Genomic DNA, 21563 nt, shown 5'->3' with positions numbered 1-21563 from the left:
ACCTCAGCGATACCCGGCTTCGCCGGCCTGGTGAAGTCTCGGGCCACGCTCGACGATCGGCTCCAGCGCCTGTTCGACCGGGACGTTCGGCGCATCGTGGATCGCCGTATAGGTGCCCTGCGGGTTGAAGGCCCATTTCACGCCGTTGACCAGCACCTTCTGCACATTGGCATCGTGATAGGTCGGATAGGTCTCGTGGCCGGGACGGAAATAGAAGATATTGCCCGCGCCGCGCCGCCAGGTCAGTCCCGAACGGAAGACCTCGCCGCCGGCAAACCACGAGATGAACACCGTCTCCAACGGTTCGGGAACGGAAAACTGCTCGCCGTACATTTCCTCGTTTTCGAGAACGAAATTGTCGCCGAGACCTTCCGTGATGGGATGGCGCGGATTGATGTTCCACAGACGCTCGCGCTCGCCGGCCTCACGCCATTTCAGCGCGCAGGGCGTGCCCATCAGCCGCTTGAAGATTTTCGAGAAATGGCCGGAATGCAGGACGAGAAGACCCATGCCCTCCCAGACTCGCTCGGCGACGCGCTCGACCACCGCATCATCGACGGCGCCATGGTCCTTGTGCCCCCACCAGAGAAGAACGTCGGTCTCGGCAAGACGCGCTTCCGTCAGGCCGTGTTCCGGCTCTTGAAGCGTCGCGGTCGTCGCCGAGATCGCGGCATCCTTGTTGAGCGCGTCGGCGATCGTGTTGTGCATGCCGTTCGGATAAATCGAGCGGACGATCTCGTTCGTCTGCTCGTGAATGTTCTCACCCCATACGATGGTGCGGATTGCCATGGGTCTTTACCTCTCGAAGCCGTGAAATTGAAAGCGGTTTCAATTCGGCGGAATCGATAGGGCCCGGCCCCGATTTTTGCAAGCGGGGTCCGTTTCGATTCCAGCCTCTTTCAATGAAATGTCGACTTGGAGAAAAGGTTCAGTACAAGAACGCCAGCAATGATCAGCCCGAGACCGGCGATGGCGGCAAAATCGAGCTTTTGGCCGAAGACGAAGTAACCGACGGCCGAGATCAGGACAATGCCGAGGCCGCTCCAGATCGCATAGGCGATGCCGACAGGCACATAGCGCAGGCTCCACGACAGGAAGAAAAAGGCGATGGCATAACAGACGACCATCATGGTGGTCGGCACGACGCGCGTAAAATGCTGGGCGGCCTGCATGGCGGAGGTGCCGAGCACTTCGAAGACGATGGCGACGACGAGAACGGCATAGACGGTGGTGAGGTTCATGGGCCTGTCTCCGGCGCGCGGCGCCTAAAAATTCCGGTCAGAGGCGCGAGATCGCCAAAAGCTTGTCCATCATCGCGGCGCGGGTCGCGGCATCCATGGTCGGCGAGCCGAGCAGGTCGGCAAGCCAGAGACCATCCACCGCATAGCGCACCAGCAAGGCATCGAGCGCCGAGTCCGTGCCGATGTTCTCCTGCAGGTGGCGGTCCACCCATTGTCGCCAGCGTTCGCGCAGATGCCGCTCGGAAATCAGCGCGATCGTCAGCACCTGCCACTTCTCGCCATCCCCCATGCCCTCGGGCTGGAAGAAGACCGCAATATAAGCGCGGGTAAAGCGCCCCTTCGGCTCGGGGTCGTCGCGCATCTTCTCCGCCAGCGCCTGATCGAGCTTGTCGGTGAGGTCAGAAAAGAGGCCATCGAGCAGCGACAGCTTGTTGGGAAAATGATGCAGCAAGCCACCCTTGCTGACGCCCGCCGCCTGCGACACGGCATCGAGCGTCACGCTGCCTGGCCCCTTCTCCAGCGACAGTTTCGCCGCGACCTCCAGCAATTGCTGGCGGACGGCTTCGGGGTGTTTCTTGCGGTGATGCGCCTGGCTCATGGAAAAAACATACCGTCTGGACGGTTTCTTGTCAACAGACTGAAACTTTGCCTTTGACACGCTTCGTCGCACCAGCCTGGCGCGGCATTGCCTGCGACGGAGCGCGGCGTTAAGACCTTGAGAATGACGGATACGAACGAGAACCACAGCCGGGAGGGCGAGACCATCACGCTTTATGAAGCGGTCGGCGGCGCCCCGGCCGTGCGGGCGCTGACGCGCCGCTTCTACGCGCTGATGGATACGTTGCCGGAAGCCGCGCGGTGCCGCGCTATCCACCCGCCGAATCTCTCCGGGAGCGAGGAAAAGCTCTACGAGTATCTGACGGGCTGGCTCGGCGGCCCGCCGCTCTACACGGAAAAGCGCGGCCATCCCATGCTGCGCCGCCGCCATTTCGTAGCCCCGATCGGCCCGGCCGAGCGCGACGAATGGCTGCTGTGCTTCGGGCAGGCGCTTCAGGAGACGGTGCCGAGCGAAGGGCTGCGAAAAATCATTCTCGAGCCTGTGACGCGGCTCGCCCACCACATACAGAACCAGGAATAGGAAGCCTCATGTCGTTCTCGCTGCGCTCCGCCAGCCTTCTCGTCGCCGGCCTGATGGGCCTGACCGGCGTCGTCACCGCGGCTGCGGCCTCCCATGGCAGCGATCCGCGCCTGATGGCAGGCGCCTCCGCCATGTGCCTTGCCCATGCGCCGGCGCTGATCGCGCTCCATGCCGCGTGGCCGGCGATGCGCGCCGCCCCCTTCGCCGCGCTTTTGCTGGCGATCGGCACCGCACTTTTCGCTGGCGACCTCGTCTTACGCCATTTCACGGGATACGGGCTGTTCCCGATGTCGGCCCCGGCAGGCGGCTTGATCATGATGGCGGGCTGGCTGGTGGTCGCGCTCGCACCGTTACTGCCGAAAAAAGATGGCTGAAAAGCCGATCAGGCGCCTTCGACGACGCTGAAACCTTCAAATTTCGGCGGACCAAGATAGATGGCCCTGTTGTCGGCGGCATTCTTGTGCGCCTGCCGAAAATTCTCCGATTTCGTCCAGGCGACAAAGTTGGCCTTGCTCGCCCAGACCGAATGGGAGGCGAAGAGGGTAAAACCCTCCTCGGCATGGGTATCACCCCGTAGCAGGTGGAAGGATCGAAAGCCCGGCATCTCGGCCAGGCTCGAATCCCGCCCCTTCCAGAGGGCTTCGAAAGCCTCTTCGTGGCCGGTGGCGATCCGGAAGCGGTTCATGGCGAAGAACATCGGAAGACCCTGCGTTAGACGGAATCCCGCCGGACATGACGCGGCGCCGGGAAAGCTACGACATTGTCATTGCGCGCTTCAAGCCCATGCGTTCCTTCGAAGCGCGCGGCCCGCGCCGGCGGACGGACGCTCGCCAGCGGAAACTCCGTAACACCAGCGCTTTCCAGCATGTCCGCGCGGCGGGTCAGGAGGGCATACAATTCCGGCACCAAGCCGTCGCCGTTCTGTGCGGCCAGCTTGTGCAGGCCAATCATCATGAAGGCTTCGGGTCTTTCGTCACTCACTGCGCCGTGTCTCCCTGGCTCATGCTCTGCAGGGCGCGCTCGAAGGAGGACTTGCTGCCGTTGCGCAGCGGCACGAAGGCCTTTTCCCACTTCTTGCAGCCCGTCTTCACGCGAATGCAGGCGTCATGGCTGATACAGTCGATCGGGCAGAAGACGCAGTCGACCGAGGGGAGCACGTTGTCGATGCGCGAGACCGCCTCGCGAAGGCCGCCGTCGTGATGGATGAGGTTGGCGCCATAGGAGCTGGCGATCTGGCGCAGATGCGCCACTTGGCAATCCCGGCCGCCGACATAGAGGAAGCTGCGCCCCTCGAGCCCTGCCTTGTCGACCTTTTCGGCCTCGGCCTCACGGCGGGCCTGCTGCTGCCTGTGCTTTTCGCGCATTGCCTTCCTCTCCGCTTCGCCGGTCCGGCGCTTGACTTTGCTGACTTCGACACTGCGCGGTGCTGGCGCCGCATTCACGTAAACGGGTGCCGTGACCGCGGGCGCGTCCTGCGCTGCCGCCGCCATCTGCTTCTTCAGCGCGTTGAGCTGACGTTCCAGATCGGCGATCCGCCGGTCGCGTTCGGCAATCGCCGCTTTCAGGACCGCTTCGATGCGGCCAGCCGTCATTCCATTCATGCAGCATTCCCCTTTGGCACTCCGCGTCGGCGGAGCCTCAGTTCGGCTGCAACCTACAAAACATGAATTTCATAGTAAAGTATAAACATGACTATATAAATCATATTTTCGCGCAAAACATTCCCGCCTGACGATACCAAGCGGGAATGAAGGCCTCAGTTGAAGACGATCGGCACATTGAAGGCCCAGGACGAGCGCCCGGCAGCCTCCGGAATCTTCGCGAAGGGTGCCGCGCGCTGCACCGAATCGAGGGCCGCCCGGTCGAGCGCTGCGCTGCCGGAGCTGCGCGCGACGCGAATGCCGCTGACCTGCCCGCCGGAACTGACGGTGAAGCTCACCACCACGCTGCCGCGCTCGCCGCCGGAAACACGCTTCTTGGCGCGATTGATCTTGTTACGCACCTTGCCCGGATAGTTGTTGACGGCGGCATTGCCGGCCGATGAGGAATTGCCCTTCTTCTGCCCGCCGACGGCTGCGCTCTTCACATCCGCCGAGCCATCGACTTCGCCGCGCGTGGCGTTCTGCTTTGCCTTGCCCTTCTCGCCGGCCTTCCTGACTGACTTTTCCTTCGGCTTCCTGCGCTCGACCTTCTTGACCGGCTCTTCCTTCTTCACCTCGGGAACCGGCTTGATCTCTTGTTCCGGCTCGATTTCCGGCTTGATCTCGGGAACGGGAACGGCGGCGATCTCGACCTCGGCGGAGGGCACGATCAGTTCCTGCACCGGCTCGGCCACGACCGGATCGACAGGCGCAATTTCGGTCGTCTCGGGCTGGATCTCGGTCGGCTGGATTTCCGCCACTTGCTGCGGCTCGGGCTCGGTGACATCGGGCTCGATCGTCTCGGGCTTGATGGCATCCTCGGGATTACCCGATTCCACCGCCTCGAACGCGCCATTGCCGAGCATCGCCACTTCCGCGACGACGCCACCGGCAATCAGGGCCTGCTCCTCTTCCGGCGCAGGCGACATGGTCAGGATGGCCGCAGCGGTTGCGTGTGCCAGCAGGGAAAGAACGCCACCACCGAGCCAAAGCCACTTGCTACCAGACATCGTACTCACCCGTCATTCCGTTTACGCATTCCGCGTGTCCTGCACCCGAGAGTATCAGCCTTCGAGACCGGCCGTCGCCTTGCTGCGCGTGACGATGCCATCCATGCAGCGGCCCTTCTCGATCCCGGCCCCCTCGCAGACCGGCGCATCGTTGATCAGCAGGTTCCTCACGCCTTCGCACTTGATGCCCGGGACGTCGAACTGGCGGACCTTGGACTTGCCGGCCGGCAGGTCGCGGAAATCGAGCAGCGCCAGGCGCTCGACCGTGCCCTTGTCGTTGAAGATCACGAATTCGAAGGAGACCTTAGACAGGTCCTGCGCCAGGCCGTTGCCGGCGACGAAGGTGAAGAGACAGCCCTTCTGCGAGCTCGCCAGCGCATTCAGCTCCACATCCAACCCCTTGGCGACTGACGCCTCCTGGGCGGCAGCGCCGGAAATGGCGGCAACGGACAGGAGGGCGGAAAGAAGAAGTGTGCGTGCGGTCATGGGGTCGCCTGTTCGTATACGGTTCGGGTACCGGCCGACGGTCACGGCCACGATCATCAACCGGCCACCGTCAGCAGAATTTAACATGAGTTTAAGGCACCGGTATTGCGTGCATAGATAAATATGAGTATTGAAGTCAAGATAGTAATCGCCAATTTCCCGGCAAACCCCTGTTCCGCCTGGATAATTTTCCGACGGAAAAGATTGGGTCAGGGAAGGCGCCCAGCATTGCGACGAAAGCCGAGCCCATGACGGAAACGACCCGACCGACCCCCGCCGAAATCCGCGCCTTCCGCGCCGAGAACCCGAAGATGCGCGAGCGCGACATCGCCGCCCAGCTCAACATCTCCGAAGCCGCCCTCGTCGCGGCCGAAGTCGGCCTGACGGCGATCCGCATCGATGCCGATGCCAACCGCTTCTTGGAGCGGTCCGCGGCGCTCGGCGAGATCATGGCACTGACCCGCAACGAGAGCGTCGTGCACGAGAAGATCGGCGTCTTCGAAAAGATCACCACAGGCAAACATGCCTCGATCGTGCTTGGCGAAAACATCGACCTGCGCATCTTCCCCGGCACCTGGGCGCATGGTTTCGCCGTCACCAAGACGGATGGCGATCAGGTTCGCCGCAGCCTGCAGTTCTTCGACAAGGCCGGCATGGCCGTGCACAAGGTGCACCTGCGCCCCGCCTCCAATCTCGAGACCTATGAGGCGATCGTCGCCGACTTCCGCCTGGAGGCCCAGTCGCAGGATTTCGTCGAAGTCCTCTCCACCAAGGTCGAGGAAACCGGTCCCGTCGACGTCGCGGCATTGCGCGAAAACTGGGCGGCGATGACCGATACGCACCAGTTCTTCGGCCTGCTGCGCAAGCTGAAGATCGCCCGCCAGGATGCCGTGCGCAGCGTCGGCGAGGATTTTGCCCATGAAGTGCGCGCCGATGCCGTCGGCGATCTGCTGCGCGGCGCAGCCGAGCGCGATGCCGAGATCATGTGCTTTGTCGGCAACCACGGCACGATCCAGATCCACACCGGCACCGTAAAAAACATCCAGCCGATGGGCCCGTGGCTCAACGTCATGGACCCGACTTTCCACATGCACCTGCGCATGGATCACATCGCCGAATGCTGGGTTGTGCGCAAGCCGACAGTCGACGGTTTCGTCACCTCGCTGGAAGCCTATGACGCCGGCGGCGAGATGATCGTCCAGTTCTTCGGCAAGCGGAAGGAAGGCATGACCGAGCGCGCCGACTGGCGCGAAATCCTCGACAGCCTGCCGCGCCCCGACAGCGTCGCTGCCTAAAAAGGATTTGACCATGAGCAAGAGCTTCGATTTTCGCCGCGCCCGTCCGTGGGACGTGGCGCTGACCGTCTTCGCCCTCTCCGCCCCGCTGCTCCTGCCGCTCGCCGCACCCGGCGCTGGCGGCTTCATCCGCAAGGCGGCGGCCGAGGACGCGCAGACGGTCGACAGCTCCAGGCTCGTGGCAATCGGTGGTGCGGTGACGGAAATCGTCTATGCGCTCGGCGAAGGCGACCGGCTGGTCGCCCGCGATTCCACCAGCACCTTCCCCGCGGAGGCGACAACACTGCCGGATGTCGGCTACATGCGCCAGCTGTGGCCCGAGGGCGTCATCGCCGTCAACCCGACCGCGATCCTCGCCGTCGAGGGCAGCGGCCCGCCGGATACGCTGGCGGTGCTGAAGAGCGCCGGCATTCCCTTCGAGACCGTGCCGGAAGGCTATGACCGCGCGGCGATCCTGAAGAAGATCGACGTCGTCGGCACATTCCTCGGCGTGAAAGACAAAGCTAGGGAATTGGAAGCACAGGTCGGCGCCGATCTCGACGCGGCTATTTCTGACTCTGCCAAGCGGCCGGAGACAGAGCGCAAGCGCGTGCTGTTCATCCTCTCCTTCCAGAACGGCCGCGTCATGGCGGCGGGCAACCACACGGCGGCCGACGGAATCATCGGGCTTGCCGGCGCAATCAATGCGACGGAAGGCTCGTTCGACGGCTACAAGCCGCTGACCGACGAGGCGATCATCAAGGCCAAGCCCGATGTCGTCATGGTCATGACCCGCCCCGGCGCCGGCAGCAGCGATGCGGAAATCCTGGCGCATCCCGCCATCTCGGTCACGCCGGCAGCCGCCAACAAGGCGATCCTGCGCATGAACAGCCTGCATCTGCTGGGCTTCGGCCCGCGCACGGCCTCCGCCATCCGCGATCTCAACAAAGAGCTCTACGGCAATGTCTCTGAATGATGCCGTGCGCGGCGATAACGCGCGCGGTTTTTCCCTGATGCGCGCCGCCCAGTCCCCTTTGGCCGGTGACCGGACAGCGATAGCCCGCCTGACGCTCGTCGTCCTGGTGCTCGTCTCGATCGTCGCCCTGGCGCTGTCGATTGCGACCGGCGCTTCCGACGCATCCGCCATCAATGTGATCGGTGCGTTGTTCAGCGGCGCGGAAGAGACGACGCTCAGCCTGCGCGACAGCATCATCGTCATCGATATCCGCATGCCCCGCGCATTGCTGGGTTTCCTGATCGGCGCGGCGCTCGCCATGTCCGGCGCCGTCATGCAGGGCCTGTTCCGCAATCCGCTCGCCGATCCCGGCCTTGTCGGCATCTCCTCCGGCTCGGCGCTCGGCGCGGTGCTGATGATCGTACTCGGCGCGAGCCTGCCGGCCGGTCTGATGCTGGCGCTCGGCGCCTTCGCCCTGCCGCTCGCCGCCTTCATCGGCGGCCTCCTGACGACGCTCCTGCTCTATCGCATCGCCACGCGCGGCGGGCAGACCTCCGTCGCGACCATGCTGCTCGCCGGCATCGCCATCGCCGCGCTTGCCGGCGCGGTGACGGGCGTCCTCATCTACATGGCCGACGACAAGCAGCTGCGCGACATCACCTTCTGGAGCCTCGGCTCGCTCTCGGGCATGACCTGGACAAAACTCCTCGCCGCGGGGCCGATCATCCTGCTCGCGCTCCTCGTCGTACCCTTCCTGTCGCGCGGCCTCAACGCCATCACGCTTGGCGAGGCGGCAGCCTTCCATATGGGCGTAAAGGTGCAGCGGCTGAAATACATCGCCGTCGTCGCGGTTGCCGGTGCGGTCGGCGCCTCGGTCGCCGTCAGCGGCGGCATCGGCTTCGTCGGCATCGTCGTGCCGCATCTCCTGCGCATCGTCATAGGCCCGGATCATCGCTACCTGCTGCCGGCCTCCGCCCTGTTCGGCGGCGTGCTGATGCTGGGCGCCGACATGCTGGCGCGCACCATCGTCGCGCCAGCTGAATTGCCGATCGGCATCATCACCGCACTCGCCGGTGCGCCCTTCTTCCTCTGGGTCCTGCTGCGCGACCGCACGCGCAACGGCTGATAGGGACGTCATGATCACCGCAAAGAACCTCACGGTCGCCCTGTCCGGCAAGACCATCGTCCACGGCGTCTCGCTCACGGCCAAAGCCGGCGAACTCACCGCCATCGTCGGCCCCAACGGCTCGGGCAAGACGACGACCATGAAGGCGCTGGCCGGCGAACTGCCGAGCAAGGGCGAGATCATGATCAACGGCCAGGCCCTCGGCACGCTCGAACCCTGGCAGCTAGCCGTCAAGCGCGCCGTGCTGCCACAAGCCGCCACCATCGCCTTTCCCTTCACGGTGCGCGAAATCGTGCGCATGGGCCTCACCGTAGTCCCGAACCGCCATGCCGAGCGCATCGAGGCCACCACGGCCGCGGCGCTGGCCGCCGTGGACCTCTCGGGCTTCGCCGGCCGCTTCTACCAGGAGCTTTCGGGCGGCGAGCAGCAGCGCGTGCAGCTTGCCCGCGTTCTCTCTCAGATCTGGGAACCGGTGCTGGACGGCGAGCCCTGTTTCCTGATGCTCGACGAGCCGGTTTCCGCCCTCGACATCCGCCACCAGCTCACCATCATGACGCTTGCGCGCCGCTATTGCAAAGGCGGCGGCGGGGTTATCGCGGTCATGCACGATCTCAACCTCACCGCCATGTTCGCCGACCATATGGTCATGATGAAGGATGGCCGGGTCGAGCGGGCGGGTGCGCCTGCCGAGGTCATGACCGACGATGCCATGGAGGCCGTATTCGGCTGCCGCATGCGCATCAACGGCGTGCCGGCCTCCGGCGTGCCCTTCGTGCTGCCCCACACCGCTTCGGCCTGATTTCCCAGCGCCTTGCGGAACCTTTTGCCGCCAGCCCCGTTCTTCGTCCGGAAAACCGTTCCGCCAAGGGGGTGGAGCGACGTTCGATCCGCGCAATGGCGCGACCGACACGCAAAGGAGAAACGGCATGGCCAACGGATTGTTTTCGACCCGCAACAAGAAGAGCCTCCGCGACGGACTGCAGGACAATGCGCAGGCCGTCGAGGACCAGATCGCCGAGCTGCGCGACGAGATCGCAGCCCTTGCCCGCGTTTTGGCCAACGATGCCACCAGCGGCGCCAGCGGTATCCGCAAGAAGGCCCGCGCCATGAAGGCGGATGTCAGCGATGCCGCTCATGACCTCAAGGGCCGCGCCGAAACCGATATCCGCGATATGATCGCGGCCGGTGAAGACCTGCTTGCCGACTTCCAGGACCGCTATCGCGACAGCGGCCGCAAGGCGCGCAAGGCCGTGCAGGACAATCCGCTGGCAACGCTCGGCATCGCCGCAGCCGCCGGCTTCGTGCTCGCCGCCCTGCTGCGGCGCTGATCGATCCCTCGATAGGAATTGATCTCTAGATAAGATTGGGGCGCCATGGAGCGCCCCTCATGCGGAGCACGAACGGCATGCTTTCACTGGGAGCCATCCTCCTGCAAAACCTCGTCAGCCGCGTCACAGACCGGGTAGACGAGACCGTTGACGCAGCCAAGCGCAACGCCATTGCCGGCCTGATCGTCGGTGCCCTCGTTGCGACCGCATACGGGCTTGCCATCGTCGCGACGGCTATCTGGCTTTCCGAGCATTACGGTGCTGTGCCGGCCCTCTTCAGCCTCGCCGGCGGCTTCCTGCTGCTGGCCCTGATCGTGCTTGCCGTTGTTGCGATACGCAACAAGCGGGAACGGGAACTGCGGCGCATTCGCCGCGACCAGCTTGCCGCCCGGCGCGACATGATGGCCGCCGCTGCCGCCGTCGCCACGAAACGGCCGTTTGCCGCAACGGGCGTCGCGCTTGCGCTGGGCTTCCTGCTCGCGCCGAAAAGATCCCGCCGCGACGACGACTGATCCAATCCATCTATAATGAAATGAAAAGCGGTGCCGCTTTACAGCGGCATCCGGATAACGGCGGTCACGCCCTTCGGCAGATACTCGACATGCACGCTGCTGCCGAGGATCTTGTCAAGGCTACGCTCGATGAGCACCGAGCCGAACCCGCGGCGGCCGGGGCGATCGACCGGCGGTCCGCCGACCTCGTGCCAGGTCATGTTCAGCACGCGCTGACCCTCTTCGTTCATGACACGAGCCGTGATCACCACCTTGCCGCTGCGCACCGAAAGCGCGCCGTATTTGCGGGCATTGGTGGCGAGCTCATGCAGCACGAGGCCGAGGCCAACGGCCTGGTCCGGCCCGAGTTCGACCTCGTCCTTGTGGATTTCGATCTGCGCATCGTAATCCATCGCATAGGGCATGATCTGCTTTTGCAGCAGCATCTTCAGATGGATGACGCCCCATTCGTGATCGGAGAGCAGGCCGTGCGCCTCGGAGAGCGATTGCAGCCGGCCGGCGAAGGCATCCATGAACTCGACCGGATCGCTCGTCTGGCGCAATGTCTGGCGCGCCAGCGACTGCAGCATGGCAAGCGTGTTCTTGACCCGGTGGTTCAGCTCGCGCAGCAGCAGACGCGTGCGTTCGGAGGCAAGCTGCCCGTCGGTCACGTCGACATTGATGCCGAGAAACACCGTCGGACGCCCTTGGGCATCCCATTCGTGCACGCGCCCGCGCCCAAGCAGCCAGCGGCCGGAATTGGCGGCGCGAAACAGCCCGTCATATTCCTTGCCGGACGACAGCGCACTGCGCAGGCGGTCGATGGTGAGCTTGCGGTCGGCAGGATGCACCGCGGTAAAAAACTTTCGCGCGCTCATCGGCTTGGCCGGCTTGATGCCGAGCATGCGGTAGAAAGGCTCGTTGCCGGAGACGACGCCCAACGGAATATCCCACAGCCAGCTCGCCACATTGGCCGCATCGAGCGCCAGCGCGTGGCGCTTCTCGTCGCGCGACAGCATTTCCGCCGCCAGCGTGCGCCGGCGGGCCTCCTCCTTCAGCTTGAGCAGCGAGGTCGCAAGCGAGGCAAGCCGTTTCAGGCGCGGTACAAGCTCAGGCGCGGTTTTGCCATGCGGCTTAACATCAAAAACACAGACGGTTCCAATCGGCTGGCCATCCGACATGATCGGTGCCCCCGCATAGAAGCGCAGATAGGGCTCGCCAGTCACGCTGGGCAGATCGGCGAACCGCGGATCCTTCGTGGCATCGCCTACGACCATCGCTTCGCCGGCACTCTCCGCGATCATGCGTGCACAGAAGGAATCGTCCGAGGGTGCGCGGATTTCCCGCGTGCCCTCATGGGCGAGGAACCATTGGTCCGTCCGGCCAAGAATGGTGACGAGGGCAATCGGCGCGGAGAACAGTTGTGAGGCAAGGACGACAATATCGTCGAAATCCGCATCGGGGCCGGTGAAGGTCGGCATGGCGGCGTCAAGCGCCGTCAGCCGGGCTGGTGCTCCCAGAACCGTGGCAATATCGGACGGCAGTGGATGAACATTGTCCTTCATACGCTCTCGGCCAGCGATTTAGCGTCGTCCCGGCCTGGCCGGCAGACGCATTTCCCGCCGCAATCCCCTCAGTTTTTTGGCGCGCCCGCCATAATGGCGGGCGGCTCTTTGTTTATTCCGTCAGGAGGCGAAAGCGCGCGACGTGATCGGCGCCGAGACGGCGTCGGGACCGTAGTCGCTTTCACCGCTCACCTGCAAGAGCTCCTGGAGGCGCTGGCGGGCACGATTCACACGGCTCTTGATGGTGCCGAGCGCGCAGCCGCAGATTTCTGCCGCTTCCTCATAGGAAAAGCCCGACGCACCGACGAGAATAATCGCTTCGCGCTGTTCGTCCGGCAGCTTCTCCAGTGCCTTCTTGAAGTCCTGCATGTCGAGCGAGCCGTACTGTGACGGATGCTGTGCTAGGTTCTCTGTAAAGAGACCGTCAGAGTCCTGCACCTCGCGGCCACGCTTGCGCATCTTGCTATAGAGCTCGTTGCGCAGGATCGTGAAGAGCCAGGCCTTCATATTGGTGCCCATCTCGAACTGTTCCTGCTTCGCCCAGGCCTTCATGATCGTGTCCTGAACGAGATCGTCGGCCTGGTCGTGGCGGCCGATGAGGGAAATGGCGAAGGCGCGCAGGCTTGGCAGGACTGCCAGAAGTTCGCGCTTGAAAGTCGTCTGTCCCTGGTCCATCTCGTCCTCACTCAGCCCGCTGAACACTGTTTTCGACAGCATCCAATTTTTCGAGAAGATCGAGGAAGCGCTGGGGAAGCGTTTCATCCTGTACGGAATGGTAGAAAGCGCGCAGCTTCGTTGCGATCTGCGCGTTGGGATCATCCGCCCTCTTGGGAGCTTTTCTCCCGGTCTTTTGACTGTCCAAACTATTCACTCTTGGCCACTTTCATCGTTGCACCGCGCCACAAGTCGATTTCGGCTTGAAAATGCCCCGCAGCAAAAAAAGTTCCCTGTCCCGGAACCTAAATTTGGTTCCCGCGTTCAAATCGTCAACTGCCATTGCAGCAAATCGAAAACAGGGGACACATCATGCCGATTTCCGACCGTATCGGGCCTCATCTTCCCGCCCTGCGCCGTTACGCCCGTGCGCTCACGGGCACTCAATCCTCTGGCGACGCCTATGTCGCCGCCACGCTCGAAACCATTCTTATCGATCCCTCGGCCATGCCGGAAGGCGGCGACGACAAGGCGACGCTTTTCGGATTGCTCAGCCGGATCATCTCCTCCCTCCCCGTCTCGATGAGCCGCGGCGCAGGCTCCCTGAAGCCCGGCACCGAAGCCCCCTTCGACCTCTCCGGTGTTCCCCCGCTCGGCCGCCAGGCCCTTCTGCTCGCCACCGTGGAGGGTTTTGCCGTCGACAAGACGGCGGAAATCCTCGAAGCGGAAATCGGCGTCATTCGCGAACTACTCGATTCGGCCTTCGCGGAAATCGCCGCTCAGGCGGAAACCGGCATCATGATCATCGAGGACGAGCCGCTGATCGCACTCGACCTCGCCCATATGGTCAGTGGCATGGGCCATCGCGTCACCGGCATTGCCCGCACGCAGGCGGAAGCCGAACTTCTGTGGAGCGACAGCCGGCCCGGCCTCGTTCTGGCCGACGTGCGGCTTGCCGACGGCTCCTCCGGCATCGACGCGGTCAACACGATCCTGTCGCGCACCGATATCCCGGTCATTTTCATCACCGCCTATCCGGAACGGCTTCTGACCGGCGAACGGCCGGAGCCGGCCTTCCTCGTCTCCAAGCCCTTTAACCCGGAACAAGTGAAGGTCCTGATCAACCAGGCCCTTCTCTTCACGCCGCAGACGCGCGCAGCGGCCTGATCTCGCTCCCGGATAGTCGCGAGCGGCGGCGCGGCAGGCAGCGGTGGGACGGCACGCCCACCGCTGCTTTTCCATGTTTGGAGACCGCCGTGAGCATTTTCAGTCGAAGCAGTCCGGCTCGGCATCGGACAAAGGCTATAGGCACAAAAGAAAACAGCCAGCGCCTTCAAAAAGGCACTGGCTGCTTGAGTATCCACGGACCGGAGGGGGACACGGTTACGTGGTCGATCACCGGTCGAGGGCCTCGCATCTTGGGGGATATGCGCAGACCGGTGACGCCAGAAAAACACGCGAACCGAAATTAGGTTCCGGCCGGTTGCACATTTTTTTAAAATATTTTTCAGTCGATCGCTTCGAGTTCGGCGCGATGTCGATAGAGCGCGAGAAAGCGCCGATAGTCGCGGTCATAGGCGGCTTTGCGCGCCGGGTCTGGGTGATAGTCGCGGCCCCCGGGATACATGCCGGCGCCGGCAGCCGGCAGGTCTGGATAAAGCCCACCGGCGACCGCCGCCACCATGGCGGTGCCGAGCAGCACTGCGTCATTGGTCTCCGGCACGACGACCCGGCAACCCGTGACATCGCGATAAAGCTCCATCAGCAACGGATTGCGCACATGGCCGCCGGTGACATGCAGTGTATCGAGCGGGTATCCACCCTCCCCGAGCTTGTCGAGGATGTGACGGATGCCGAGCGCAATCGCCACTGATGCCCGCCAATAAAGCCGGCAGAGCCCGTCGAAGGAGGCGTCGAGCGCAAGGCCGCTGATCACGCCCAGCGCATGCGGGTCGGCAAGCGGCGAGCGGTTGCCATGGAAATCCGGCAGGACATGCAGACGTGCGGCAAAATCCTCGCCCTCTTCTGCCTGGAGCTCGCGGATACGCGCGATGACGCGGGCATGGTTTGCCGCCGTGGGTTCGCCGCCGGCGCTGTGCGTGCGCAGGAGATGGTCGAGCAGTGCGCCGGTCGCCGACTGGCCGCCTTCAACCAGCCACCAGCCCGGCAGAACGGCCTCGTAATACGGCCCCCACATGCCGAAGCCGAAGCGCTTTTCGCGCGAGAAGGCGACGATGCAGCTCGACGTGCCACCGATCAGCGCCAGCTGACGCTCCAGGGCATCCGGCTCGCCGGCAAACGGCCCGAGCACACCGAAGGTGCCGGCATAGGCATCGATCAACCCCGCCGCGACGACGCAGTCCGTATCGAGCCCCAGCGCCGACGCCGACGCCGCCGTCAGCCGGCCGACCGGCTCGCCGACGGCCAGCGTCTCCGTCGGAAGGGAGCCGCGTTGCTGCATATCCTCAAGGCCGATCGCCTTCAGAAAGCTCTCGTTCCACGGCTGCGCCTCATGCGAAAGGTAGTTCCACTTGGCGCTCAAGGTCCCGCGCGAGCGGGCATTCGAGCCCGTCGCCCGCCAGGTGATGAAATCGGCGAGATCGAAGAAATAGCCGCAGCGCGCCCATTCCTCCGGCCGGTTGCGCTTCAGCCACATCAGCTTGGGCATTTCCATTTCCGGCGACATCACCCGGCCGGAATGGGCAAGCAGCGGATGCTCCGTCGCCGTGCAGAGATCGGCTTCCTTCAGGGCGCGGTGATCGAGCCAGACGATCGTATCCCAGCGCGCCTCCTCGCCGCCTGAAACGGCCAGCGGCGCCCCGGCCGTGTCGCGCACCACCAGCGAGCAGGTCGCATCGATGCCGAGCGCCGCGACGCGCGAAGAGGGCACGCCCGCAACCGCGCAGGCCGCTTTCACCGCCGTGCAGACCGCTTCCCAGATGTTTTCGCTGTCATGTTCGGCGCGGTCGGCACTCGGCCGACGCATGGCGATCGGCTGTTCGGCCCGCCCGAACAGGGCACCGCTGCGGTCGAACACGCCGGCGCGGGCACTGCCCGTGCCGATGTCCACCGCAACGATCAGATCGCGCATCAATGCTCTTTCCCGTCGGCCTTTTCGTTGCGGACAAACTGGAGCAATTCCCGCATGTCGTCAAACAGGGCATCGGGTTTCAGATCGAGCAGCGTGGCGCGATGGCGCGGCGTGCGCGCATGCGAGCCGCCGGTGAAGGCAACCACCCGCATGCCCGCCGATTTCGCCGCCTCGATGCCGGCCGGACTGTCTTCCACGACCACGCAACGCGCGGGCTCGACCCCCATCGACGCGCTGGCGTGCAGGAAAAGATCAGGCGCCGGCTTGCCGCGCGAGACCATGGTAGCGCTGAATATATTCGGTTCGAACCGGTCGATCAGTCCCGTCACGGAAAGCGACAGCCGGATACGCTCCGGCTGGCTCGACGAGGCCACGCAATGGGCGATGCCAAGCCCGTCCACCGTCTCGGCAATGCCATCGATCGGCTGCAACTCCGCGCGGAACCGCTCGTAAAGCACCTTTCGCATGGACTCCAGGAAAGCCGCATCGATCGCCAGGCCATAGTCGTCGTGCAGGATCTCCGACATGCTTTTCAGGCTGCGGCCAAGGAAGCGCGCATGCGCCTCCTCCTCGCTCATCGCGACACCGGCCGCGGCAAGCGCCTCGACCAGCACGGCGAGCGAGATCGGCTCGCTGTCGACGAGTACGCCGTCGCAATCGAAAATGACCAATTCAGTCGCTGTGGCGGCCATGGCGTCCCGTTCCGTGTTCAGGCCCCCGTCCTACTGTCTGGCCTCCCCGATGGAAAGCCCCCGATATTTTGGGGTTTGCTCAATTGACCATTCTGTCTTCCAGATACAGCCTGAGCGTCGCCCGCGTGCCCTTCTGTTGCAGCGACGTCAAAGCATTGACGAAGCGTTTGCGGAAGAGATCGGACTCCGCCACCGCGCCGAAAATATCCTTGAGCTCAAGGAAGGCCTCGGGATCGGCCTTGGCCGCCACCGCCGCCGCATGAATGCGATCGATATTGGGGTCGTTGAAGACGATATCCTTGCCGCTATCCGTCGTGCCGGCGAGATAATGGCACCAGAGCGCGGAGACGAGCGCCAGACCTGTGACGTCCTCGCCGCGCGAAAGCCGGTCCGCCGTCGACGGCAGAATGAATTTCGGCTGGCGGTTGGAGCCGTCCTGCGCCAGGCGCGGGATCGTGTCGGCGATCTTGGGATTGGAGAAGCGCCGCTCGATCAGGCCGAAATAGTCGCGCAGGTCCGTATTCGGCACGGGCGGGATGACCGGCACGATCTCGTCCAGTTCCAGCTTGGCGAGGAAGGCGCGGATATCGGGATCCTCCATCGCCTCGTGCACGAAGTGGATGTCGAGCAGCGCTGCCGGATAGGCGATGGCCGCATGGCCACCATTGAGGATACGGATCTTCATATGCTCGTAGGGCGCGACATCGGGCACGAACTGCACACCGACCTTTTCCAGAGCCGGACGGCCCTCGGGGAAGTTGTCCTCGAGCACCCATTGCTTGAACTCTTCGCAGAACACCGGCCAGGCATCGTCGATGCCGTAATCGTCCGCGACGATGCCGATCTCGCGCGGCCCCGTCGCCGGCGTGATACGGTCGACCATGCCGTTCGGGAAGGCGACATTGGCGTCGATCCAGTCGGCAAGACCGGAATCGGAGAGGCGCGCGAGACCGGATACGGCCGCATGCGTCACCTTGCCATTGTGCGGAATGTTATCGCAGGACATGACGGTATAGGGCGCGATGCCCTTGTCCCTGCGGGCTTTCAGGCCAGCGAGGATGAGGCCGAAGACGGTCTTCGGCTCCGAGGGATTGGCGGCATCGGCAGCGATCGCCGGATGGGCCGGGTCGAAGATACCGGAGGCGGGATTGATGAAATACCCCCCCTCGGTGATGGTCAGCGAGACGATGCGGATGGCGGGATCGGCAAGCTGGGCGACGGTCGCGGCCGCATTGCCGGGCGCGAGATAGTCGATCATCGCGCCGGTGACGCGGGCGCCGGAGCGATTGTTGTCCTGCTCGACGACGGTCGTCAGGAAATCCTGCCCGGCGAGCTTTTCGCGCATGGCGGCGTCGGAGGGCAGGACGCCCGCGCCGATCAGCGCCCAATCATGATCGAGGCCGAGATTGAAGAGGTCATCGAGATAGATCGCCTGGTGCGCCCGGTGGAAATTGCCGACGCCGAAGTGGACGATGCCCGCCGTGAGGTTCCCGCGCGCATAGGCCGGAACGCTTGCGGTTTTCGAGACCGCCGGGAGAGTGGCAAGCGACAGTTTCGTGGTCATGGTCCATTCCTTCCGGTTTGTTCCGGGTCCAGAGAATTTCCGCTTTTCTCCGAATCGCGAAAATTCTCTATCTCCTTGTTCTTCCCGCATTTCCGGACGAAAATCGCTTCGCACTTTTGCTGGAAATGCTTATGCCGGGCGCGCGGCTGCGCGCTCAGCTCATCCAGTTGCCGCCGTCGACATTGTAGGTCTGCGCGACGATGTAATTGCTCTCCTGGGAGGCGAGGAAGATTGCCATGCCCGTCAGGTCGTCGGCCGTTCCCATACGTCCGAAGGGCACTTCTTCACCGACGAGCCGCTTCTTTTCCCCGAGCGGCCGGCTTTCATATTTGGCGAAGAGCGCATCCACGCCGTCCCAGTGCTCGCCATCGACCACGCCGGGTGCGATCGCATTGACGTTGATGCCGTGCTTTATGAGGTTCAGCCCCGCTGACTGGGTAAGGCTGATCACCGCCGCCTTGGTGGCGCAGTAGACGCCGACCAGCGCCTCGCCGCGCCGCCCCGCCTGGCTTGCCATGTTGATGATCTTGCCGCCACGGCCCTGCGCGATCATCTGTTTTGCCGCCGCCTGCAGGGTGAAGAGCGTGCCCGCGACATTGATCGAAAAGAGCCGATCGTAGCTTTCCCGCGTGATCTCGACGATCGGCTGGAGGTCGAAGAGCGCGGCATTGTTGACGAGGATATCGACGCCGCCGGCCTCCTTCACGCAAGTGTCGATGGCTGCGTCGATAGACGCCTGCTGCGTCACATCCATCTGCACGGCATAGGCGGCCGGGCCGATCTCCTGCGCGGTCGCGCTCGCCCGCTCCAGATTGATGTCGGCAATCGCAACCCGCGCCCCCTCCCGCACATAGGCTTCGGCGAAAGCCCGGCCGATGCCGCGCGCCGAGCCCGTGATCAGCGCGCTTTTTCCTTCAAGTCTCTTCATCGAATTGCCAGTCCCATGTCATCGAACCGATGGATGCGCGTTGCGTCGGGGGTGAGCCAGACGGTATCGCCGTGGGTGACGGGGAAGTCGCCATCGGCGCGCACGGTGAGCATGCCGATGCCCTCGACATTGACATGCAGGAACGTGTCGGAGCCGAGATGTTCGGCGACGCCAACGACACCCTTCCAGCTGCCGCTCTCCTTGGAGAGCTTGATATGCTCCGGCCGGATGCCGACGGTCGGCGCATTGTACGGTTTCGCCGCCTCGCCCTTGACGAAGTTCATGCGCGGCGAGCCGATGAAGCCGGCGACGAACAGGTTGTCGGGCTTGTTGTAGAGATCGAGCGGCGAGCCGACCTGCTCGATATTGCCGGCATTCAGAACGACGATTTTGTCGGCCATGGTCATGGCCTCGACCTGATCGTGGGTGACGTAGATCATCGTCGTCTTCAGCTGATGGTGCAGTTCGGAGATCTCCAGCCGCATCGTGCCGCGCAACGCCGCGTCAAGGTTCGACAAGGGCTCGTCGAACAGGAAGGCCGAGGGCTCGCGCACGATGGCCCGGCCGATGGCCACACGCTGGCGCTGACCACCGGACAGCTGGCCCGGACGGCGCTCGAGATAGTTGGTGAGGTTGAGCACGCGAGCCGCTTCCGCCACCTTTTTATCGATTGCCGCCTGGTCCATCTTCGCCATCTTCAAGGGGAAGGCGATGTTCTTGGCCACGCTCATATGCGGATAGAGCGCATAGGACTGAAACACCATGGCAAGCCCGCGTTTGGCGGGCGCCGCGCCGGTGACGTCCTTGCCGTCGATCTCGATTGTGCCTGACGTCGTATCCTCCAGACCGGCGATGAGGCGCAGCAGCGTGGACTTGCCGCAGCCGGACGGGCCGACGAAGACGACGAACTCGCCGTCCTCGATGGTCAGGTCGATGCCCGGAATGACCTGCGTGGCGCCGAACGACTTGTTGACTTTCTTCAGAATGATCTTGCCCATGAGATATCCTCCCCGTCCTGTTTCTACTTCACGGCGCCGAAGGTGAGGCCGCGGACAAGCTGTTTCTGGCTGAACCACCCCATGATGAGAATGGGCGCGATGGCGAGCGTCGAGGCGGCCGAAAGCTTCGCCCAGAACAACCCTTGCGGACTGGAGAACGAGGCGATGAAGGCCGTCAGCGGTGCGGCATTGGTCGTCGTGAGCCGTATCGTCCAGAACGCCTCGTTCCAGGCCAGGATGATGTTGAGCAGCATGGTGGATGCGATGCCCGGCACCGCCATCGGGGTCAGCACATAGACGATCTCGCCCCACAGCGACGCGCCATCCATGCGCGCGGCCTCCAGGATCTCGCCGGGGATTTCCCGGAAGTAGGTATAGAGCATCCAGATCACGATCGGCAGATTGATCATGGTCAGCATGACGGTGAGCCCGATGCGGCTGTCGAGCAGGCCGAAGTCGCGGAACAGCAGATAGATCGGCACGAGCACGGCAACGGCCGGCATCATCTTGGTCGACAGCATCCACATCAGGATGTCCTTGGTCTTGGCCGTCGGCGAAAACGCCATCGACCAGGCGGCAGGCACCGCGATCAAAAGCGCCAGCAGCGTCGAGCCCAGCGACAGGATCACCGAGTTCAGGAAGAACTTGAAGTAGTTGCTCTGCGCCTGGACGGCCGCATAACTCTCAATCGTGCCCGAGGGGATGATGTTGAAGCCCTTGATCGCCTCGGTCTCGGATTTGAACGAGGTGATGATCGTATAGAGGATCGGGAAGAAGATGATTAGCGCGACGATCCAGGCGGCGATGGTGAAGACGACAGTGCGTCGTGTCGAAACTGCGCGAGCCATGATGGTTTCCTCCTATCCCTACTTGTCGAGGTTCTTGCCGACGGCGCGCATCAGGAAGAAGGCGACGATATTGGCGAGGATGACGGCGATGATGCCGCCGGCCGAGGCGCCGCCGACGTCATAGCCGAGGAGCGCGGTGCGATAGATCAGGAACGGCAGGTTGGTCGAGGCATAGCCCGGTCCGCCATTGGTGGTGACGAGGATTTCCGCGTAGACGCCGAGCAGGAAGATCGTCTGGATCAAGATGACGACGGTGATCGAGCGGGCGAGATGCGGCAGCGTCAGGTAGATAAAGCGCGACACGAAGCCCGCGCCATCCATCTCGGCCGCTTCCTTCTGCTCGCCGTCGAGCGATTGCAGCGCGGTGAGCAGGATGAGCGTCGCGAAGGGCAGCCATTGCCAGGCGACGATGATAATGATCGAAAACAGCGGATATTGCGCAAACCAATCGACGGGCTGGAGACCGAGCGAACGGTTGATATCGGCCAGCACACCGTAGCCCGGATGCATGATCATGTTCTTCCACACCAATGC

Annotated in this window: 26 protein-coding genes and 1 pseudogene; 9 read left to right on the top strand and 18 right to left on the bottom strand. The window is 63.6% G+C overall.

Annotated features, from left to right (window positions below; all coding sequences use genetic code 11):
- Positions 1-3: 3 nt before the first annotated feature.
- From ACOZKU_RS03265 to ACOZKU_RS03255, 3 genes are all read right to left on the bottom strand, one after another.
- On the bottom strand, positions 4-789 hold the full coding sequence (locus ACOZKU_RS03265) for a ThuA domain-containing protein (protein WP_421577644.1): 786 nt from the start codon (positions 787-789) through the stop codon (positions 4-6).
- Positions 790-899: 110 nt separating this feature from the next.
- Entirely contained in the window at positions 900-1241 is a 342-nt protein-coding gene (locus ACOZKU_RS03260; protein WP_421577643.1) for a DMT family transporter, read from the bottom strand.
- 37 nt (positions 1242-1278) lie between these two features.
- Positions 1279-1839 (bottom strand): TetR/AcrR family transcriptional regulator, encoded by a 561-nt coding sequence (locus ACOZKU_RS03255; RefSeq protein WP_421577642.1) that lies wholly within the window; start codon positions 1837-1839, stop codon positions 1279-1281.
- 123 nt (positions 1840-1962) lie between these two features.
- Here ACOZKU_RS03255 and ACOZKU_RS03250 point away from each other — a divergent pair, with 123 nt between their 5' ends.
- On the top strand, positions 1963-2379 hold the full coding sequence (locus ACOZKU_RS03250) for a group II truncated hemoglobin (RefSeq protein WP_421577641.1): 417 nt from the start codon (positions 1963-1965) through the stop codon (positions 2377-2379).
- Positions 2380-2387: 8 nt separating this feature from the next.
- Positions 2388-2753, top strand: a complete 366-nt coding sequence (locus ACOZKU_RS03245) for a DUF423 domain-containing protein (protein WP_421577640.1) — start codon at positions 2388-2390, stop codon at positions 2751-2753.
- An 8-nt stretch (positions 2754-2761) separates the two neighbouring features.
- On the opposite strand, the gene ACOZKU_RS03240 is transcribed toward ACOZKU_RS03245, so the two are convergent.
- The 5 genes and pseudogenes from ACOZKU_RS03240 to ACOZKU_RS03220 all read right to left on the bottom strand — a co-directional run bounded on the left by ACOZKU_RS03240 (position 2762) and on the right by ACOZKU_RS03220 (position 5515).
- The gene (locus ACOZKU_RS03240; RefSeq protein WP_421577639.1) at positions 2762-3076 is read right to left on the bottom strand and encodes an antibiotic biosynthesis monooxygenase family protein; all 315 of its coding nucleotides are present in this window, start codon (positions 3074-3076) and stop codon (positions 2762-2764) included.
- A gap of 14 nt (positions 3077-3090) precedes the next feature.
- On the bottom strand, positions 3091-3333 hold the full coding sequence (locus ACOZKU_RS03235; protein ID WP_421577638.1) for a hypothetical protein: 243 nt from the start codon (positions 3331-3333) through the stop codon (positions 3091-3093).
- Between the two features lie 23 nt (positions 3334-3356).
- Positions 3357-3674 (bottom strand): annotated as a pseudogene (locus ACOZKU_RS03230) (DUF2325 domain-containing protein); the annotation flags it as partial.
- 461 nt (positions 3675-4135) lie between these two features.
- Entirely contained in the window at positions 4136-5029 is an 894-nt protein-coding gene (locus ACOZKU_RS03225; RefSeq protein WP_421577637.1) for a TonB family protein, read from the bottom strand.
- A 54-nt stretch (positions 5030-5083) separates the two neighbouring features.
- Positions 5084-5515, bottom strand: coding sequence for a hypothetical protein (locus ACOZKU_RS03220; RefSeq protein WP_421577636.1), 432 nt, complete (start codon positions 5513-5515; stop codon positions 5084-5086).
- Between the two features lie 248 nt (positions 5516-5763).
- On the opposite strand from ACOZKU_RS03220, the gene ACOZKU_RS03215 reads away from it, so the two are divergent.
- The 6 genes from ACOZKU_RS03215 (at position 5764) to ACOZKU_RS03190 (ending at position 10710) form a co-directional block, all read left to right on the top strand.
- Positions 5764-6810 carry a hemin-degrading factor gene (locus tag ACOZKU_RS03215; RefSeq protein ID WP_421577635.1) on the top strand — a complete coding sequence of 349 codons (1047 nt, stop codon included), beginning with the start codon at positions 5764-5766 and terminating at the stop codon, positions 6808-6810.
- 13 nt (positions 6811-6823) lie between these two features.
- Positions 6824-7765 carry a heme/hemin ABC transporter substrate-binding protein gene (locus ACOZKU_RS03210; protein WP_421577634.1) on the top strand — a complete coding sequence of 314 codons (942 nt, stop codon included), beginning with the start codon at positions 6824-6826 and terminating at the stop codon, positions 7763-7765.
- Positions 7752-8870: a FecCD family ABC transporter permease gene (locus ACOZKU_RS03205; RefSeq protein ID WP_421577633.1), complete on the top strand. Its 1119-nt coding sequence runs from the start codon at positions 7752-7754 to the stop codon at positions 8868-8870. Before ACOZKU_RS03210 ends, ACOZKU_RS03205 begins: the two co-directional genes overlap by 14 nt.
- 10 nt (positions 8871-8880) lie before the next feature.
- On the top strand, positions 8881-9669 hold the full coding sequence (locus ACOZKU_RS03200; RefSeq protein ID WP_421577632.1) for a heme ABC transporter ATP-binding protein: 789 nt from the start codon (positions 8881-8883) through the stop codon (positions 9667-9669).
- Between the two features lie 127 nt (positions 9670-9796).
- Positions 9797-10198, top strand: a complete 402-nt coding sequence (locus ACOZKU_RS03195) for a glycine zipper domain-containing protein (protein WP_314085804.1) — start codon at positions 9797-9799, stop codon at positions 10196-10198.
- 59 nt (positions 10199-10257) lie between these two features.
- A complete protein-coding gene (locus ACOZKU_RS03190; protein ID WP_421577631.1) occupies positions 10258-10710 on the top strand; it encodes a hypothetical protein in 453 nt (150 codons plus the stop codon).
- Positions 10711-10748: 38 nt separating this feature from the next.
- Here ACOZKU_RS03190 and ACOZKU_RS03185 read toward each other — a convergent pair whose 3' ends face one another.
- From ACOZKU_RS03185 to ACOZKU_RS03175, 3 genes are all read right to left on the bottom strand, one after another.
- A complete protein-coding gene (locus ACOZKU_RS03185; protein ID WP_421577630.1) occupies positions 10749-12254 on the bottom strand; it encodes a sensor histidine kinase in 1506 nt (501 codons plus the stop codon).
- 120 nt (positions 12255-12374) lie between these two features.
- Positions 12375-12929, bottom strand: coding sequence for an RNA polymerase sigma factor (locus ACOZKU_RS03180; protein WP_117371625.1), 555 nt, complete (start codon positions 12927-12929; stop codon positions 12375-12377).
- Between the two features lie 7 nt (positions 12930-12936).
- Positions 12937-13116, bottom strand: a complete 180-nt coding sequence (locus ACOZKU_RS03175; protein ID WP_298098686.1) for a NepR family anti-sigma factor — start codon at positions 13114-13116, stop codon at positions 12937-12939.
- A gap of 164 nt (positions 13117-13280) precedes the next feature.
- Here ACOZKU_RS03175 and ACOZKU_RS03170 point away from each other — a divergent pair, with 164 nt between their 5' ends.
- Positions 13281-14075, top strand: a complete 795-nt coding sequence (locus ACOZKU_RS03170; RefSeq protein WP_421577629.1) for a response regulator — start codon at positions 13281-13283, stop codon at positions 14073-14075.
- A gap of 340 nt (positions 14076-14415) precedes the next feature.
- On the opposite strand, the gene ACOZKU_RS03165 is transcribed toward ACOZKU_RS03170, so the two are convergent.
- From ACOZKU_RS03165 to ACOZKU_RS03135, 7 genes are all read right to left on the bottom strand, one after another.
- Positions 14416-15999 carry an FGGY-family carbohydrate kinase gene (locus tag ACOZKU_RS03165; protein ID WP_421577628.1) on the bottom strand — a complete coding sequence of 528 codons (1584 nt, stop codon included), beginning with the start codon at positions 15997-15999 and terminating at the stop codon, positions 14416-14418.
- Complete coding sequence (locus ACOZKU_RS03160) at positions 15999-16691, bottom strand: HAD family hydrolase (RefSeq protein ID WP_421577627.1); 693 nt, start codon at positions 16689-16691, stop codon at positions 15999-16001. Before ACOZKU_RS03160 ends, ACOZKU_RS03165 begins: the two co-directional genes overlap by 1 nt.
- A 79-nt stretch (positions 16692-16770) precedes the next feature.
- Positions 16771-18255 (bottom strand): mannitol dehydrogenase family protein, encoded by a 1485-nt coding sequence (locus tag ACOZKU_RS03155; RefSeq protein WP_421577626.1) that lies wholly within the window; start codon positions 18253-18255, stop codon positions 16771-16773.
- 154 nt (positions 18256-18409) lie between these two features.
- Positions 18410-19183 (bottom strand): L-iditol 2-dehydrogenase, encoded by a 774-nt coding sequence (locus ACOZKU_RS03150; protein WP_421577625.1) that lies wholly within the window; start codon positions 19181-19183, stop codon positions 18410-18412.
- Positions 19180-20181, bottom strand: a complete 1002-nt coding sequence (locus ACOZKU_RS03145; RefSeq protein ID WP_421577624.1) for an ABC transporter ATP-binding protein — start codon at positions 20179-20181, stop codon at positions 19180-19182. Before ACOZKU_RS03145 ends, ACOZKU_RS03150 begins: the two co-directional genes overlap by 4 nt.
- Positions 20182-20204: 23 nt before the next feature.
- Positions 20205-21029 carry a carbohydrate ABC transporter permease gene (locus ACOZKU_RS03140; protein WP_313524366.1) on the bottom strand — a complete coding sequence of 275 codons (825 nt, stop codon included), beginning with the start codon at positions 21027-21029 and terminating at the stop codon, positions 20205-20207.
- An 18-nt stretch (positions 21030-21047) separates the two neighbouring features.
- The coding region (locus tag ACOZKU_RS03135) for a carbohydrate ABC transporter permease (RefSeq protein ID WP_421577623.1) at positions 21048-21563 on the bottom strand (516 nt) is incomplete at its 5' end.

Origin of the sequence: Shinella sp. M31 (assembly GCF_049199205.1) — a bacterium.
Taxonomy (GTDB): domain Bacteria; phylum Pseudomonadota; class Alphaproteobacteria; order Rhizobiales; family Rhizobiaceae; genus Shinella.
This window is presented reverse-complemented; position numbering and strand designations above follow the sequence as displayed.